At 67.9% G+C, this 14,617-nt stretch carries 14 protein-coding genes; 6 read left to right on the plus strand and 8 right to left on the minus strand.

Annotated elements, in window-relative coordinates:
- Position 1 precedes the first annotated feature (1 nt).
- Entirely contained in the window at positions 2 to 1,381 is a 1,380-nt protein-coding gene (locus tag MU582_18950) for an extracellular solute-binding protein (GenBank protein ID UPK74492.1), read from the minus strand.
- Between the two features lie 25 nt (positions 1,382 to 1,406).
- On the minus strand, positions 1,407 to 2,540 hold the full coding sequence (locus tag MU582_18955) for a PfkB family carbohydrate kinase (GenBank protein UPK74493.1): 1,134 nt from the start codon (positions 2,538 to 2,540) through the stop codon (positions 1,407 to 1,409).
- A 174-nt stretch (positions 2,541 to 2,714) separates the two neighbouring features.
- Between MU582_18955 and MU582_18960 the strand changes: the two genes are divergently transcribed.
- Positions 2,715 to 3,470, plus strand: coding sequence for a DeoR/GlpR family DNA-binding transcription regulator (locus MU582_18960; protein UPK74494.1), 756 nt, complete (start codon positions 2,715 to 2,717; stop codon positions 3,468 to 3,470).
- Between the two features lie 25 nt (positions 3,471 to 3,495).
- The gene (locus tag MU582_18965; GenBank protein ID UPK74495.1) at positions 3,496 to 4,833 is read left to right on the plus strand and encodes a 6-phospho-beta-glucosidase; all 1,338 of its coding nucleotides are present in this window, start codon (positions 3,496 to 3,498) and stop codon (positions 4,831 to 4,833) included.
- Positions 4,834 to 4,840: 7 nt separating this feature from the next.
- Here MU582_18965 and MU582_18970 read toward each other — a convergent pair whose 3' ends face one another.
- From MU582_18970 to MU582_18985, 4 genes are read right to left on the minus strand one after another with little or no spacing between them, the layout of a single operon-like run.
- Positions 4,841 to 5,773, minus strand: coding sequence for a nitronate monooxygenase (locus MU582_18970; protein ID UPK74496.1), 933 nt, complete (start codon positions 5,771 to 5,773; stop codon positions 4,841 to 4,843).
- A gap of 22 nt (positions 5,774 to 5,795) precedes the next feature.
- Positions 5,796 to 6,923 carry an XdhC family protein gene (locus tag MU582_18975; GenBank protein UPK74497.1) on the minus strand — a complete coding sequence of 376 codons (1,128 nt, stop codon included), beginning with the start codon at positions 6,921 to 6,923 and terminating at the stop codon, positions 5,796 to 5,798.
- Positions 6,916 to 8,043 (minus strand): VWA domain-containing protein, encoded by a 1,128-nt coding sequence (locus MU582_18980; protein ID UPK74498.1) that lies wholly within the window; start codon positions 8,041 to 8,043, stop codon positions 6,916 to 6,918. Before MU582_18980 ends, MU582_18975 begins: the two co-directional genes overlap by 8 nt.
- A 10-nt stretch (positions 8,044 to 8,053) precedes the next feature.
- On the minus strand, positions 8,054 to 8,941 hold the full coding sequence (locus tag MU582_18985) for a MoxR family ATPase (protein UPK74499.1): 888 nt from the start codon (positions 8,939 to 8,941) through the stop codon (positions 8,054 to 8,056).
- A gap of 117 nt (positions 8,942 to 9,058) precedes the next feature.
- Between MU582_18985 and MU582_18990 the strand changes: the two genes are divergently transcribed.
- Positions 9,059 to 9,457 carry an adenylyltransferase/cytidyltransferase family protein gene (locus MU582_18990; GenBank protein UPK74500.1) on the plus strand — a complete coding sequence of 133 codons (399 nt, stop codon included), beginning with the start codon at positions 9,059 to 9,061 and terminating at the stop codon, positions 9,455 to 9,457.
- Positions 9,458 to 9,825: 368 nt separating this feature from the next.
- Here the strand turns inward: MU582_18990 and MU582_18995 are convergent, their stop codons facing one another.
- On the minus strand, positions 9,826 to 10,386 hold the full coding sequence (locus tag MU582_18995; GenBank protein ID UPK74501.1) for an NTP transferase domain-containing protein: 561 nt from the start codon (positions 10,384 to 10,386) through the stop codon (positions 9,826 to 9,828).
- Between the two features lie 34 nt (positions 10,387 to 10,420).
- A complete protein-coding gene (locus MU582_19000) occupies positions 10,421 to 11,503 on the minus strand; it encodes a dipeptidase (protein UPK74502.1) in 1,083 nt (360 codons plus the stop codon).
- Positions 11,504 to 11,679: 176 nt separating this feature from the next.
- Here MU582_19000 and MU582_19005 point away from each other — a divergent pair, with 176 nt between their 5' ends.
- Genes MU582_19005 through MU582_19015 form a run of 3 tightly spaced genes read left to right on the plus strand, consistent with a single transcriptional unit; the run spans position 11,680 to position 14,480 of the window.
- Positions 11,680 to 12,375: a hypothetical protein gene (locus MU582_19005; protein ID UPK74503.1), complete on the plus strand. Its 696-nt coding sequence runs from the start codon at positions 11,680 to 11,682 to the stop codon at positions 12,373 to 12,375.
- Between the two features lie 27 nt (positions 12,376 to 12,402).
- Positions 12,403 to 13,665 (plus strand): ArgE/DapE family deacylase, encoded by a 1,263-nt coding sequence (locus MU582_19010; GenBank protein ID UPK74504.1) that lies wholly within the window; start codon positions 12,403 to 12,405, stop codon positions 13,663 to 13,665.
- Positions 13,656 to 14,480: an N-acetylmuramoyl-L-alanine amidase gene (locus tag MU582_19015; protein UPK74505.1), complete on the plus strand. Its 825-nt coding sequence runs from the start codon at positions 13,656 to 13,658 to the stop codon at positions 14,478 to 14,480. Before MU582_19010 ends, MU582_19015 begins: the two co-directional genes overlap by 10 nt.
- The last annotated feature ends 137 nt before the right edge of the window (positions 14,481 to 14,617 follow it).

Raw genomic sequence — 14,617 nt, forward strand, 5'->3', positions numbered from 1 at the left:
CCTACCCACCGCTGTTCTCGGAGACGAAGCCGCTGTAGTCATCCTCGAGCGCAGCGAGGAAGTCATCGACGGACTCCGAACCGGCACCGAGCTTCTGGAGGTTGCCGGACAAGGTGTCGTAGAAGTCCGGCGTCGCATAGTCGAGGTACGGCACCAAGGCGTCGTCGGAGTTGACCTGGTCCCACGCCTGGAACACCTCGGCGCGTACGCCCGAGACGTCGGCCTTGTCGGCGTCGACGACGGGCAGGTTGCCCGCATCGGCCATCTTGACCATCGCGTCTTCGTTGGTGATGAAGTCGATGTACGCAGCGCCGACATCGGCGTTGTCGGTGGCGTCGGTGACCGCGTACGGGAGGCCGGTGCCGCCCGTGACCGCCTGCTCACCGGACGAACCGACCGGCGGCAGCATGAAGCCGAGGTCGTCACCGAGCGCCGGTACGAGGTCCTCCGCAAGCAGCCAGGTGCCCGCGATCAGGAAGACACCGTCGCCCTTGGCGAAGTTCTGCCAGGCCTTGTCGTAGTCGAGACCGTTGAAGTCCTTGCTGAAGTAGCCGTCCTTCGCCCAGTCGGCGAACGTCTGCGCCGCCTGCTTGTTCTCATCGGTCTCCCAGGAGCCGCCTTCGCGCCCGAACCCGAGCGTACGAATATCGTCACGCGGCACGAACTGGTTCTGGATGAACCCGAAGTCGTGAATGCCCGGCCAGCCGTCGATGTTGCCGAACTGGATCGGTGTCTCGCCGGCGTCCTTCGCGGCCGCAAGCGCCTTCTCGAAGTCCTCGGTGGTCTTCGGCGCGTCGATCCCGAGCTCCTCGAGCTTCGCCTTGTTGTACCAGAGGCCGACCATCTCGCCGAGCTGCGGAACGCCGTACAAGTTGCCCTCGCCGAACGTCGCACCGTCGTCGGTGTACGACGACAGCGCGCGTACGCCCTCCGGGAAGCGGTCGTCCCAGCCGTACGCCTCGGCGTACCCGTCGAGCGACTGCAGGAGGCCGGCCTTCACGAACTGCCCCATATCGGAGCGGCCGTTGTTGGCCTGTACGACGTCGGGCGGGTCCTCGTCGTTGCTGATCGCGAGTCGTAGCGTCTTGCGGAGGTCCTCGAACGACCTGGAGACGCGGTCGATCGTGACGTTCGGGTACTTCTTCTCGAACGCCGCGTTCAGCTCGTCCATCGTCTTGCTCGCGGCGCCGCGTACCTCTTGGTCCCATACGGTCAAGGTGACGTCGCCGGCGTCGGCGATGTCGGTGTTGACGTCCGACTTCTTCGTCTCCGTGCCGCCGCCGTTGTCGTCGCCGGGCGCACATGCGGCGGCTGTCGCCAGTGCGAGCGCAACGCCTCCCGCCGCGATGACGCGCCCGATCCGGCGCCGTGAACCTCTCATTGCCTTCTCCTTCATTCCTGGCCCCCTACGACGCGTCGGTTCCCCGCTGCGTGACTCCCGTCGGCCGCGGGCCGTGGCGGCCGTGTTCCTCGGTGCTGTAGTGGAACCCGACGGTCGGTACGGCGCGTTCGAACACCCGGTGCTCGACGGTTGCGAGTACATCCTCGAGGAAACCGTAGTCTCGAGCGAGACGGGGCTGTTCCTTCGCCTCGGTCCACCAGTCGCAGACGTCGCCCCAGCCGGGCGATGCGAGTGCTCCGCCGAAGTCACGTACGGACAGCGCCGCGCCGAGGTTGGCGAACCGCAGCCGCTGCGTCAGCGACCAGCCGGCAAGGGTTCCGTGCATGAGCGAGGCGAGGAAGACGTCGCCCGCTCCGGTCGGGTCGAGCGCCGGCACCGAGAGGCCCGGCACCCATGCGGTCTCGCCGGTCGTGGCGTCCGCGGCGAACGCACCGCCGCTCCCGGCGGTCACCACCGCGAGTGGAACCCAGTCGCGCAGCACCTCGAGCGCGGCACCGGGAGTGTCGGTACCGGTGAACGACATCGCCTCGTCGGCATTGGGTACGAACGCGTGACAGCCCTCGAGGCGTTCGCGCAGGGAGTTTCTGTCCCAGACGCCGCTTTCGTCCCAGCCGAGGTCGGCGAAGACCAGGCTGCCGTCGGCGATCACGCTGTCGACCCACTGCGGGCGCTTGTCGCCCATATCCGCGAAGCACGCTCGCGTACGCGGCGGTGCGCCGACGATGTCGTCGGGCGAGACGGGCGGCTCATGTGCGTGCGTGACCATCGCGCGGTCGTCGTCGTAGGCGAGGGAGACGGTGACCGGTGAGTGCCAGTCGTCGAACCTCTCGGCGCGGCTCAGATCGACGCCTTCGCACTCGGAAAGGGTCGTCCAGCAGAAGTCGCCGTAGTGGTCGGCGCCGAACGCAGCCGTCAGAGCCGTACGAAGGCCGAGTCGCGACGCAGCGACAGCGAGATTGGCGGCGCCTCCGGGGCTCGAGCCCATACCGCTCGACATGATCTCTTGACCGCCCACCGGCGCCGAACGCAAACCGGTGAAGATGATGTCCAGGAAGACGGTGCCCGCGACGAACACGTCGAACGGCTCGGCGTCGGACTCTGAGGGCTCAGGCGCCACAGCGGCGTCGGGTTCGGTCACGTGCAACCTCCTGGAAGCAGTCTCATCGATCTGCACAGGTTTGCGCAAGTACGTATGGCAATGAAATGTTCTGCGCGAGTGACCGCCCAACTCCGCACCATCGACGTCCAGATGTGCTCGTTTCGGCATGGACGCACGTAGCGGTGCGCGATTCTGACTGATAATGTTCACGACATGCTGGCGCAACAGCGATACGAGCGCATCCTCGAACGGCTCCGTACCGACGGGCCTGTCGAGGTCGGCTCCCTCGCACATCAGCTCCACGTGAGCGAAGCGACCATCCGCCGCGACCTGCGTACGCTCGAGGACCGCCAGCTCGTGAACAGGCTGCACGGCGGAGCTTCGCTACCGACGGCACAGGAACCGCCGTTCGCCCACGTCGCGACCAGCCATGTGTCCGATAAGGACGCCGTGGCCCAAGAGGCCGCCGGGCTCGTCGAAGACGGCGACGTCGTACTCCTCGACATCGGCACGACCACCCTGCGCCTCGCGTCCGCACTGCGCGGGCGTTCGGTCACCATCATCACGTCGAGCCTCGCCGTGTACGAAGAGCTCGCGAACGACACGTCGGTCGAGCTGATCCTGCTCGGCGGCGTCGTACGCCGCAACTACCGTTCGATGGTCGGGTTCCTGACCGAGCAGGCGCTGCGCCAGGTACGCGCCGGCACGCTTTTCCTCGGCACCAGCGGCGTGCGCCCGGACGGCACCGTCCTCGACACGACGGTCGTCGAGGTGCCGGTCAAACAAGCCATGATCGCCGCGGCCGAGCGCGTCGTACTGCTCGCCGACGGAAGCAAGTTTCCCGGCGGAGGGCTCGCCCGGGTGTGCGGCACAGCCGAGGTCCACGACCTCGTGACCACCCAAGACGCCGACCCCGCGACGCTCACCACCTTCAACGACGCCGGCAGCGCCGTCCACCTCACATCCTGACGCGGCACAAAGGAGACCCGATCTGATGAAGCTGACCGTGCTCGGTGGCGGAGGATTCCGCGTACCACTCGTGTACCGCGCGTTGCTCGGCGACGACAGCGCCGTCACCGATCTCGTGTTGTACGACGTCGACCGTGCCCGGCTGGAAGCGATCGCCGCCGTGCTCGAGCAGGTTCGCGTCGACGACGGTCGCCCGGGTCCACGGATCAGCTTGTCCACCGACCTTGCCGAAGCCGTCGACGGCGCCGACTTCGTCTTCTCCGCCATCCGAGTCGGGGGGCTCGTCGGACGCGTGTGCGACGAGCGGATCTCGCTGGCGAACGGCGTTCTCGGGCAGGAGACCACCGGTGCCGGCGGAGTCTGTTACGGACTCCGCACGGTGCCGGTGGCTCTCGAGATCGCCGACACCGTCGCGAAGCACGCACCCGGCGCGTACGTCATCAACTTCACGAACCCCGCCGGCATGGTCACCGAGGCCATGTCGCGCGTACTCGGCGACCGGGTGATCGGCATCTGTGACTCGCCGGTCGGGCTGTTCAAGCGGGTGGCACGTGCGCTCGATATCGGCTACGCGGATGCGACGTTCGAGTACGCCGGCCTGAACCATCTCGGCTGGCTACGTCGCGTCATCGTCAACGGCGAAGACCGGCTTCCTGCACTGCTCGCCGACCGCGACCGACTGCTCGGCATCGAAGAAGGCCGGCTGTTCGGCCCGGAGTGGTTGGAGACGCTCGGTGCCGTACCCAACGAGTACCTCTGGTACTGGTACTACAACGCCGACGCGATCGCCGCGATCGAGGCCGCGGGCCAGACCCGCGGCGAGTACCTCGTCGCACAGCAGGCAGGGTTCTACACCGAGACCGCGGAGGGCAATCCGTACGACGCGTGGGACCGCACCCGCCGTGCGCGCGAGGAGTCGTACATGGCCGACAGCCGCGACTCGTCCGGTGCCGGCGAGCGCGACGAGGAAGACCTCGACGGCGGCGGGTACGACAAGGTAGCGCTCGACCTGATGCATGCCATCGCTCTCAACCAGCCCACGCGGCTGGTGCTCAACGTGGCGAACTCCGGCACCCTCGCGGGGCTCGACTCCGAGGCCGTCGTCGAGGTGCCGTGCATCGTCGACTCCTCCGGCCCGCGCCCGCTGCCGGCCGAGCCGCTCGCCGCGTACCAACAGGGTACGGTCACCTCGGTCAAGGACGTCGAACGTACGACCATCGAGGCCGCCGCGTCGGGTTCGATGCGACTCGCGGTACGCGCGCTCGCTTTGCATCCGCTGGTCGACTCGGTGACACGAGCACGTTCGATCCTCGAGGCACAGGTCGAGCAGGTGCCGGCGCTCGCACGCGTTCTCCGCGGCTGAGTCGCCCTCACCAGCCTCGTAGGAGTTCCTCGGCCTTGGCGAAGTCCGCGATGACGTCGGCGACCGAACGCTCCTCGGTCAGCATGCCGACGCCTTGACCTGCATAGAGGTACGCAGTGTCGTAGTCCTCTGCCGCCCGCGCCGACTGCAGCCGACGGGCCGCATCGTCGTCGACGGCGAGCTCTTCCAGCCGATCGGCCCACCGGTCGAAGTACGCGTTGCGTAACGCCCTACCGCCGAACTCGGGTGGCCACGCGTGCCGCTGCGCAACATCGAACACCCGCCCGTACGCGGTGTCGGTGTCATCGGTCTCCAGCAGCATCCGGCGCGCCGCAGGTGTGTTGGCCGCCTCGCGGCAGCCGAGGAACGCAGTGCCGACCCATCCACCAACCGCACCTGCAGCGAGCACTGCAGCGAGACCCCTCGGCCCGGCGATTCCGCCCGCGACGGCAACCGGAGTGTCGATCTCCTCCAGCACGTACTGCAGGAGTGGCAGCGTTCCGACGGCATCGCGGCCGTGACCGCCGCCTTCTGCTCCCCGGGCAACGACGAGGTCGGCTCCGGCATCCTCAGCCCGTCGCGCGTCCGCCAGGTTGCCTGCCTGTACGGCGACGGTGATGCCGGCATTCGCGAGTCGAGAAACGTGGGGTTCGAAAGCTCCGAAGCTCACCGACACGAGCGCAGGCTCGGCAGCAGCGACCGCCTCCAGTTGGTCGGGGTTGTCCTGAAGTGCCCAGGCCATCAGGCCGAAGCCGAACGGACGTCCGTCCGCACCGGCGAGTCGACCCTGCTCTGCGATCCACGCGCTGTCGCGAGCGCCTCCGACTCCGACCATGCCGAGCCCGCCGGCAGCCGAAACTGCAGCGGCCAACGCGCCGTCGCCCGGCCCTGCCATCGGCGCCGAGATCACAGGTACCGCGAGACCGAACTGTCGCGTCAACCACGTCTGCATGAGCCTGGGTTCAGTCGTGATGGATTCGGCCGGCGAGTTCGCTGAGCCGCTCCCCGCCTCCGCCCCACCGGGTAGCGATGATCTCGGCGGCGATCGATACCGCGGTCTCTTCCGGCGTACGCGCACCGAGGTCGAGGCCGACGGGGCTCGACAACCGCGACAGCTCCTCGTCGGTCAGACCCGCCTCGCGGAGGCGGGCGAGCCGGTCGTCGTGGGTGCGCCTTGACCCCATCGCACCGATGAACGCGGGGCGGTGCGAGTCCTCCATGCGCAACGCGACCTCGAGCAGGGGTACGTCGAACTTCGGGTCGTGGGTCAGCACCGCGATGACCGTACGCTCGTCGACGGCGTCTTCCTCGATCTGCTTCTTGAGGTAGCGGTGCGGCCAGTCGACGATCACGTCGTCGGCGTGTGCGAATCGCCGCGACGTCGCGAACACGGGTCGCGCGTCGCACACCGTGACGTGGTAGCCCAGGAACGAACCCTGTCTGGCAACCGCGGCCGCGAAGTCGATGGCGCCGAACACGAGCATCCGCGGCTTCGGCGCGAACGATGCCGCAAACACGCGCATACCCTCGCCACGGCGCTGCCCCTCCGGGCCGTACGTGATCATCGCGCTCTTACCGGCGGCCAGCAGGCCGCGTACGTCGTCGGAGACCGCATGGTCGGCGCGTTCGAGCCCGAGGGTGCCCTCGACCGCATCGGGCCGGACGATCAGGCGCCTGCCGATCCAGTCCGAGTCGGGATGGTCGACGACCGTCACGATGGCAACCGGGCGGTCGGCCTCGATGTCGTCGGCGATGCCGCCGAGCTCGGGAAAGGTCTGTTGGGACACGGGTTCGACGAATACGTCGAGGATGCCACCACAGGTGAGCCCGACCTCGAAGGCATCGTCGTCGCTCACGCCGTAACGCTGCAGCACGGGCTCTGCCTTCTCCACGACCTCCTGCGACAGCTCGTACACCGCGCCCTCGACGCAACCGCCGGAAACCGAACCCACCGCACGACCATCGGGAAGCACCAGCATCGACGCGCCGGCCGGACGAGGCGCCGAGCGGAAAGTGTCGACGACCGTGCCCATGCCGACGGTGCCGCCCTCTCGCCAGGCGGCCACCAGCTCTGAAAGTACGTCACGCACGCTTCAAGCCTGCCACGGACTCGCCACGGGGTTCACCGATCTCAGCGAGGAGCTCGGCGAAGGTACGCATGGAGTGCCCCGCGACCAGGGCGTCGACATGCGGTAGCACGGCGGCGATTCCGCCCTGCACGGGTTCGTACCCGACCTTGCCTCGGTGGGGATTCGCCCAGATCAACCGGTACGCGAGGCGAGACAGGCGTTCGACCTGCTCGCCGAGCATGACCGGGTCACCGCGCTCCCAGCCGTCGCTACACACGACCACCACTGCGTTGCGCGCCATGCCCCGCTGGCCCCACCTGTCGACGAACGCGCGCAGCACCTCGCCGAGTCGGGTACCTCCGGACCAGTCGGGCACCGATTGCCCGGCGGTCGTCAACGCCTGCTCCGGGTCGCGCAGACGCAGTGCCGTCGTCACCCTGGTGAGCCGGGTGCCGAGCGTGAACACCTCTGTCGTACGCGGCGCCGAGCAGACGACCCGATGAGCGAGGCGGAGCAGGCTATCTGCGTACGGCTCCATCGAACCGGACACGTCGATCAGCCAGACCGTACGTCGCGAGCGTACGCGTCGCCGCCGGTAGCGCAGCGGACCCGGCTCCCCGGCTCTCCGGAGCTGATCGCGCACCGTGCGCGCCGGGTCGACCTCGCCACGCCGGGTATGGCGACGGCGCGGACTGCGGCGGGTGGGCGAATGGGGTTGGAGGCGCGCGAACATGCGGTTCAGCAGCACCCGCTCGGCCGGCGGCAGCTCGGCGACGTCACGGTTACGCAGTACCTCGTCGGCGCTGGCCAGCACCGAAAGGTTATGGGAGTCGCCGTCATCGGCGGAACCACCGGAAGAGAGATCCGCCTGCGGTACCGAACGCGTTTCGGTACGTCGCTTGTCGCGCAGCGTCAGCGGCTCGGCGCTGAACCACGACTCGAACGTCGCATCGTAGGCGGCATGATCGTCGGGCGACGCGCACAACGTGGCCCGACCCGCCCAGTAGACAGCCGTACGGTCGTCGGCGCCGACCTTCGAGACGGCGTCGAGGAAGGTCTGCGTACGGTCGGCCGTCACCGCGACACCGGCGGCAACAACTGCGCCGGCGAAACCGGCCAGGATCTCGTCGGCGTCGTTCACGGCTGCTGTCTCATGTGCGCAGTAACCGATCCAGAGACTCGCGTACGCGGTCGAGGTCTTCGCGGTACTTGCACACGGTGCCGATCGTCGCCGCCGCCGTCTCCAGGTCGAGCTCCTCGCGACCGAGCTGGCGCAGCGCCCGTGCCCAGTCGAGAGTCTCGGCGACACCGGGGGGTTTGAGCATCTCCTCGGTGGCGCGAAGCTGCTGGACGGCGGTCGCGACCTGCTCGGCGAGCAGCTTCGGTACGTCGGGGATGCGAGCGCGCACGATCTCGATCTCGCGGGCGAGCCCAGGATGGTCGATCCAGTGGTAGAGGCAGCGGCGCTTCAACGCGTCGTGGAGCTCGCGGGTGCGGTTGGAGGTGAGTACGACGATCGGCGGCTCGGCCGCGCGTACGGTGCCGAGCTCGGGGATGGTGACCTGGTTCGTCGACAGCACCTCCAACAGGAACGCTTCGAACTCGTCGTCGGCTCGGTCGATCTCGTCGATCAGCAGGATCGCCGGACTCTCCCGAAGGGCACGCAGGATCGGGCGAGCGAGCAGGAACCGGTCGTCGAACAGCGACTGCTCGACCGCCTCGGCATCGAGGTCACCGCGAGACGTCGCCTCGAGCGTGCGCAGATGCAGGATCTGGCGGGTGAAGTCCCAGTCGTACAACGCCTGGGTCGCATCGATTCCCTCATAACACTGCAGGCGTACGAGCGGCAGCGCGAGCGACTCGGAGAGCGCCTCGGCGAGAGCGGTCTTGCCGGTGCCCGGCTCTCCCTCGAGCAGGATCGGACGCTGCATGGCGAGGGCGAGGTAGCTGACCGTCGCGAGACCTTCGTCGGCGAGGTAGTCCACCGAACGCAGCCGCTCGGCGAGCGAACCGGGGGAAGCGGGTACATGATCCGACACACGACCACCCTAATCCCAGCGCGAAAACGCCCTACCGGCGACGCGACACCGTACGTTCGGGTAGCGTTCACCGATGACCTGGCCGCGTCCGGTGGCCGACGACGCAAGGAGACGACTGTGGCCGACCGTACGGTCATCACCTTTGGCACCTACGACGTGTTCCACGTCGGCCACGTACGGCTGCTCGAACGCGCCCGCGCCCTCGGCGACCGACTTGTCGTCGGTGTGTCGTCCGACGCGCTGAACATCAGCAAGAAGGGCCGCCCGCCGGTCTACGCCCAGGACGAGCGGATGGAGATCGTCGCTAGCCTTCGCGCCGTCGACGAGGTGTTCGTCGAGGAGAGCCTCGAGCTCAAACGCGAGTACATCATCGAGCACAAGGCCGACATCCTGACGATGGGCGACGACTGGAAGGGCCGCTTCGACGAGATGTCCGACCTGTGCGAGGTCGTGTACTTCCCGCGTACGCCCTCGGTGTCGACGACGGCGTTGATCGAGCACATCTCCAACCGCTGACGCGTTGCCGGTTCTCGCCGGTACGACTACCCGCCGCTTCGGCTGGGTTCGCTGTCGGCTTTCCCGCTCCTTTCGGTCCTGACGTATTCCGTGGCCAGGTTGTGCCAGTTCGCTACCGGCTTTCCGGCTTCTTTCGGTCCTGAAAAGACGCGGCGACGCGCGGGGGTGCCATTTCGGTTCGGTTGCTTGGCGGCTTTCTCGCCACCTTAATACGGGTTCGGGGTGAGGTTCTCTTTTCGGGCCACTCCCGTACCGGTGGTCACCGGCGCACCAACGGGCACGGCAACCTCCCACTTTGCACGGTGTCCCTGCCATGCAAAGTGGAGTTTCACCATGTTTACTTGGTAAAGCACCACCGACCAACGAACTCAGCGGGAGTCGATGTCGATGCCGGATGCGAGGTCGGAACAGTCGACTGTCGCTACCTCGCGACTCGCGAGGTAGTCGCGCGCGCCGCGGTCACCGACGGCAGCCGCGATCGCACCCGGCCAATGGTCGCGGCCGATCACGACCGGATGCCCCGGTCGTCGGTCGTCGTACGCGGCCCGCGCCAGCGCGTCGGGTGTCGCGACCGCGACCATCCGCTCGATGACGTCGGCGCCGACATCGGGCAGATCGACCAGGTGGATGACCGCCGCATCGGCGCGCGAGTTGGTAGCCAGTGCGCTCAGCCCGACCCGCAACGACGCGCCCATTCCGTCGGACCACGCCGATGCGAGCACGGTACGTACGGGCTCGTCCTCCAGCAGTTTTCGTACGCGCTGAGCCGCGGCTCCGACGACAACGACCACCTCGTCGCATCCGCCGTCACGCAGTACGCGCGCGGACGACACCGCCCACGCAACACCGTCGGCGCCCTCGACGAGTGCCTTCGGTCCGCCCATCCGGGTACCCGCCCCGGCGGCGAGCAAGAGTCCGGCAACGCTCATCGTCTGCGTCCTCCGTTCGGTCTTCGCAGGTCCGTCATGATCTCTCCGCGGCCCGCAGTACGCGCAGCGCATTGCCGCGGGCGAGGAGTCCGAGGTCATCGTCGGACCAACCTCGTTCGGCCAGCCGGGCCAACAGGTTCGGGTAGCACGAGACGTCCTCGAGACCGCGGGTGAGGAAGTTCGTGCCGTCGAAGTCGCCTCCGAGTCCGACGTGCTCAACTCCCGCGACCTCACGTACGTGCTCGATGTGCGCGACCACGTCGTCGATCGTCGACTCGGGCGGAGGATCGGTCTTCGCGCGCTCGTCCATCACCGGATCGAGGTCGGCGAACCGGCGCGGGTCGAGGCCGCGCTCCGCGGTGAGCTCGAGGCACTCCTCGTACCAACGGGCAGCGGCCGGACTGGTGAACATTGGCACGAAGGTGAGCATGCACACCCCGCCGTTGTCGGGCAGCCGGCTGAGTATGTCGTCGGGCACGTTGCGCGCGACGTCGCACACCGCGCGCACGTTCGAGTGACTGAAGATCACCGGCGCCGCGGTCACGTCGAGGGCGTCTCGCATGACACCCGCACTGACATGCGACAGGTCGACCAGCATGCCGATGCGGTTCAGCTCGCGGACCACGTCGCGGCCGAAGTCGTTGAGCCCGCCAAGCGCCGGATCGTCGGTCGCGGAGTCGGCCCACGGCACGTTGTCGTTGTGCGTGAGCGTCAGATAGCGCACGCCCAGGTCGTACATCGCACGCAGCGTGCCGAGCGACTCATTGATGCTGTGGCCACCCTCCATTCCCAGCAGCGATGCGATCCGGCCGTCGGCGATCGCCTCGACGACGTCGTCAGCAGTACGCGCGAGAACCAGGTCGTCGTACCGCTCGACCATGCGATGTACGAAGTCGATCTGCTCGAGGGTCGCCGTGACGGCGCTGTCGCCGGCAAGGCTGGAAGGTACGAACACCGACCAGAACTGAGCACCGACACCACCCGCGCGGAGCCGAGGAAGGTCGGTGTGCAGCTCCGGCCGTGCGTCACCGACGTCGCCGCGGTCCAGGTCGTACCCGAACACGTCGCGGTGCGCCCACGGTAGGTCGTTGTGGCCGTCGAGGATCTCGAGTCCCATGACCCCGATCGTTACACAGAGTCACGAACGGGCGCTCGCGACGGGGTCGCCGAGCTGGTTGGTTGCAGTCGTAGACGAAAGTCGTACTGATGTAGACCAAACGCCGTACCGCAGCGCTCAGGCCCGGGCGAGACTGGAGACATCTGAAGCAGAACCAAGCCGTGGAGCCGCCCAAATTGTCCGCCCCTGACCGGTCCGATGACCGGGAAACCGTCCCCGGGTACACGCGAGGCGACCGCCTCTTCATCGTCGTCGTCTTTCCGCTCCTCGGCCTGTTGATCGGAGCAGGCATCCATCCGCTCGCCGAATGGGCGTCCGACGTCGACGCGCTGCCGTTCGGCCGGTTCAGCGATGTCGTCGCGAAGCTCGACCCGTGGTGGGCACAGGCCGCCATCGCCGCCGTGGGCCTCCTCGCCGGCGCGGCGTTCGCGACGTACGCGCTGTTGGAGACCGTCACGGTCAGGATCGGGCCGGACCAGCTTCAGCTCAAACGCGGTGATGCGACCTGGTCGATCGCACGGGCAGACGTCGATGCGGTGTTCGTCGAGTCCAAGCAGATCGTCGTTCTGGACCAACACACCGCAGAGTTCGCCCGCAAACCCTTCGAGGGCGACCAGGAGCTGCTGGCGACCTCGCTCACCAAGCTCGGCTATCCGTGGTCCGACGGCGATCCCCACGCCGCGTCGTACCGGCGGTGGATCGACGAGTCCCCCGACCTCACCGACGCCGAGCACTTCATGCTCCGTACGCGGGCCAAGGCGCTCAGCGCCGGCGACTCCGACGAGGCCGACGACCTGCGCGCGGAGCTCAGCAGAGTCGGGCTGGTCGTACGCGACGAAGGACACCGGCAGTACTGGCGGCGCACCCAGTAGGACTCAGACTGATGCACACTGGTGTTCATGGACGACGTCGAAGCCAAGGTGCTCGCGCAGGTCGACGAGGACCAGATCGCCGCTGACCTCGCGGCGCTCGTGAGCATCCCGAGCGTCGACGGCAGCGACGCCGAACATGAGGTGCAGGCGTGGAGCGCCCAGCGGCTCGGCGAGCTCGGCCTCGATGTCGACCACTGGCGCATCGATCTGGCCGCGGTGCGCCAGGATCCGGAGTTCCCGGGCATGGAGGTCGAACGCGAGGAGGCCTGGGGCTGCGTCGGTACGTTGCCGGGCACCGAGCCCGACGAGTGGCCCGCGCTGATCCTGAACGGCCACGTCGACGTCGTACCCCCCGGTGACCTCGAGCTGTGGCCCAACCACGACCCGTTCACGCTCCGCCTCGTCGACGGCGAATGGTGGGGGCGCGGAGCCAACGACATGAAGGGCGGTGTCGCCGCGATCATCGGCGCGGTCGCGGCGCTCAAGCGCGCGGGCGTACACACCCGCCGCTCCCTCGCCGTGCACTCGGTCGTCGGCGAGGAGGACGGCGGACTCGGCACCTACGCCACGCTGCTGCGCGGACACACCGGCGACGCCTGCGTCATCGCAGAACCGACCGCCCGCGACATCGTGTCTGCCAACGCCGGTTCGCTCACGTTCCGGATCGTCATCCAGGGCCAGTCGACACACGGCTCGCGGCGTACGACCGGCGTCAGCGCGATCGAGAAGTTCGAGGTCGTACACGCGGCATTGCGCGACCTCGAGCATGAGCGCAATCAGGACGTCGATCCGCTGTTCGCGCATCTCGACCTCGGCTGGCCCATCTCCGTCGGCATCATCAGCGCGGGCGACTGGGCGAGCACGGTGCCCGACCGATGCACCATCGAGGGTCGATACGGCGTGATGCCCGGGGAGTCGGTCGTCGACGCGAAGGCAGCGTTCTTCTCGAGGGTGATGGCCGCCTGCCTCGAGGACCCTTGGCTTCGTGACCATCCGGTCGAGCTGACCTGGCCGGGCGGTCTGTTCGCACCAGGCCAGCTGATCGACGGGCATCCGCTGCTCGAGCAGATGCAGCGTGCCGCGGTTGACGCCGGAGCCCCGATGCCGAAGCCGATCGGCGGCCCCTACGGATCCGATCTGCGGCAGTACGCCGCGGTCGGCGTTGCGACTCTGCAGTACGGTCCGGGCGACGCGCAGTACGCACACTCCGTCGACGAGCGAGTCGCCGTCACCGATGTCGTGCAGTGCGCTCGGGCGTACGCCCTGATGGCATTGCGAGCATGCGCATGATGCCCGCGCGCACCCTGCCAGCACTCGGCTGCGCCGTCGTACTCGCGGCCGGCGCATGTGGATCTCCCGGCGACGACAGCGATCACTCGGACGGCACGTCGACCGAGACGCCCACGACCACGACCACGACTACCTCCGAGGCGGCTCGCAAACCCCTGCGCGGCAAGCGGATCGTGATCGACCCGGGCCATCAGCTGGGCAACGCGAGGTTCCCCGACAAGATCAACCGGCCCGTACCTGCCGGCGGGTTCAAGAAGCCGTGCAACACCACGGGCACCTCCACGAACGGCGGTTTCGCGGAGGCAACGTTCAACTGGCGGGTCAGCAAGCTGCTTGCGCACAAGCTCCGCAACCTCGGCGCGAAGGTGCGGCTGACGCGACATTCGAACCGCCGTGACCGTTGGGGCCCGTGCGTCAACGTACGCGGGCGCGCCGGCAACAAATGGAAGGCGCATCTCAAGATCAGCGTGCATGCCGACGGGTCGTCGGCGGGCAACCGCGGGTTCCATGTGATCGCACCGACGAACCGCAAGCCATGGACCTCCGATATCTATCGTCCGTCGAAGCGGCTTGCCAAGGCTGCGCGGCACGGTCTGCGCAAACGGCATTTCCCGGTCTCCAACTACATCGGCTCGCACGGACTCGACTACCGCGGCGACCTGGGCTCGCTGAACCTGTCGAACGTGCCGACCGTCATGGTCGAGCTCGGCAACATGCGCAACCGCCGCGACGCGTCCGCAATGACGAGCCGCAAGGGACGCCATCGGTACGCGCGTGGCCTGCTGACCGGCGTACGCACGTACCTCCACCGCTGATCCGGCGCCGCGCGACACGCAGAGCAGATAAGGGCCCAGTTCCAAGTACGCCAGGGAAACGGTTCTACCCCGACGACTGCAGTGACTGGCACAAGGGCCGCGCCTGAGCCGACACCTCTGGCATCGGCATTAGGGTT

The sequence above is a fragment of the Nocardioidaceae bacterium SCSIO 66511 genome, from assembly GCA_023100825.1.
GTDB lineage: Bacteria > Actinomycetota > Actinomycetes > Propionibacteriales > Nocardioidaceae > Solicola.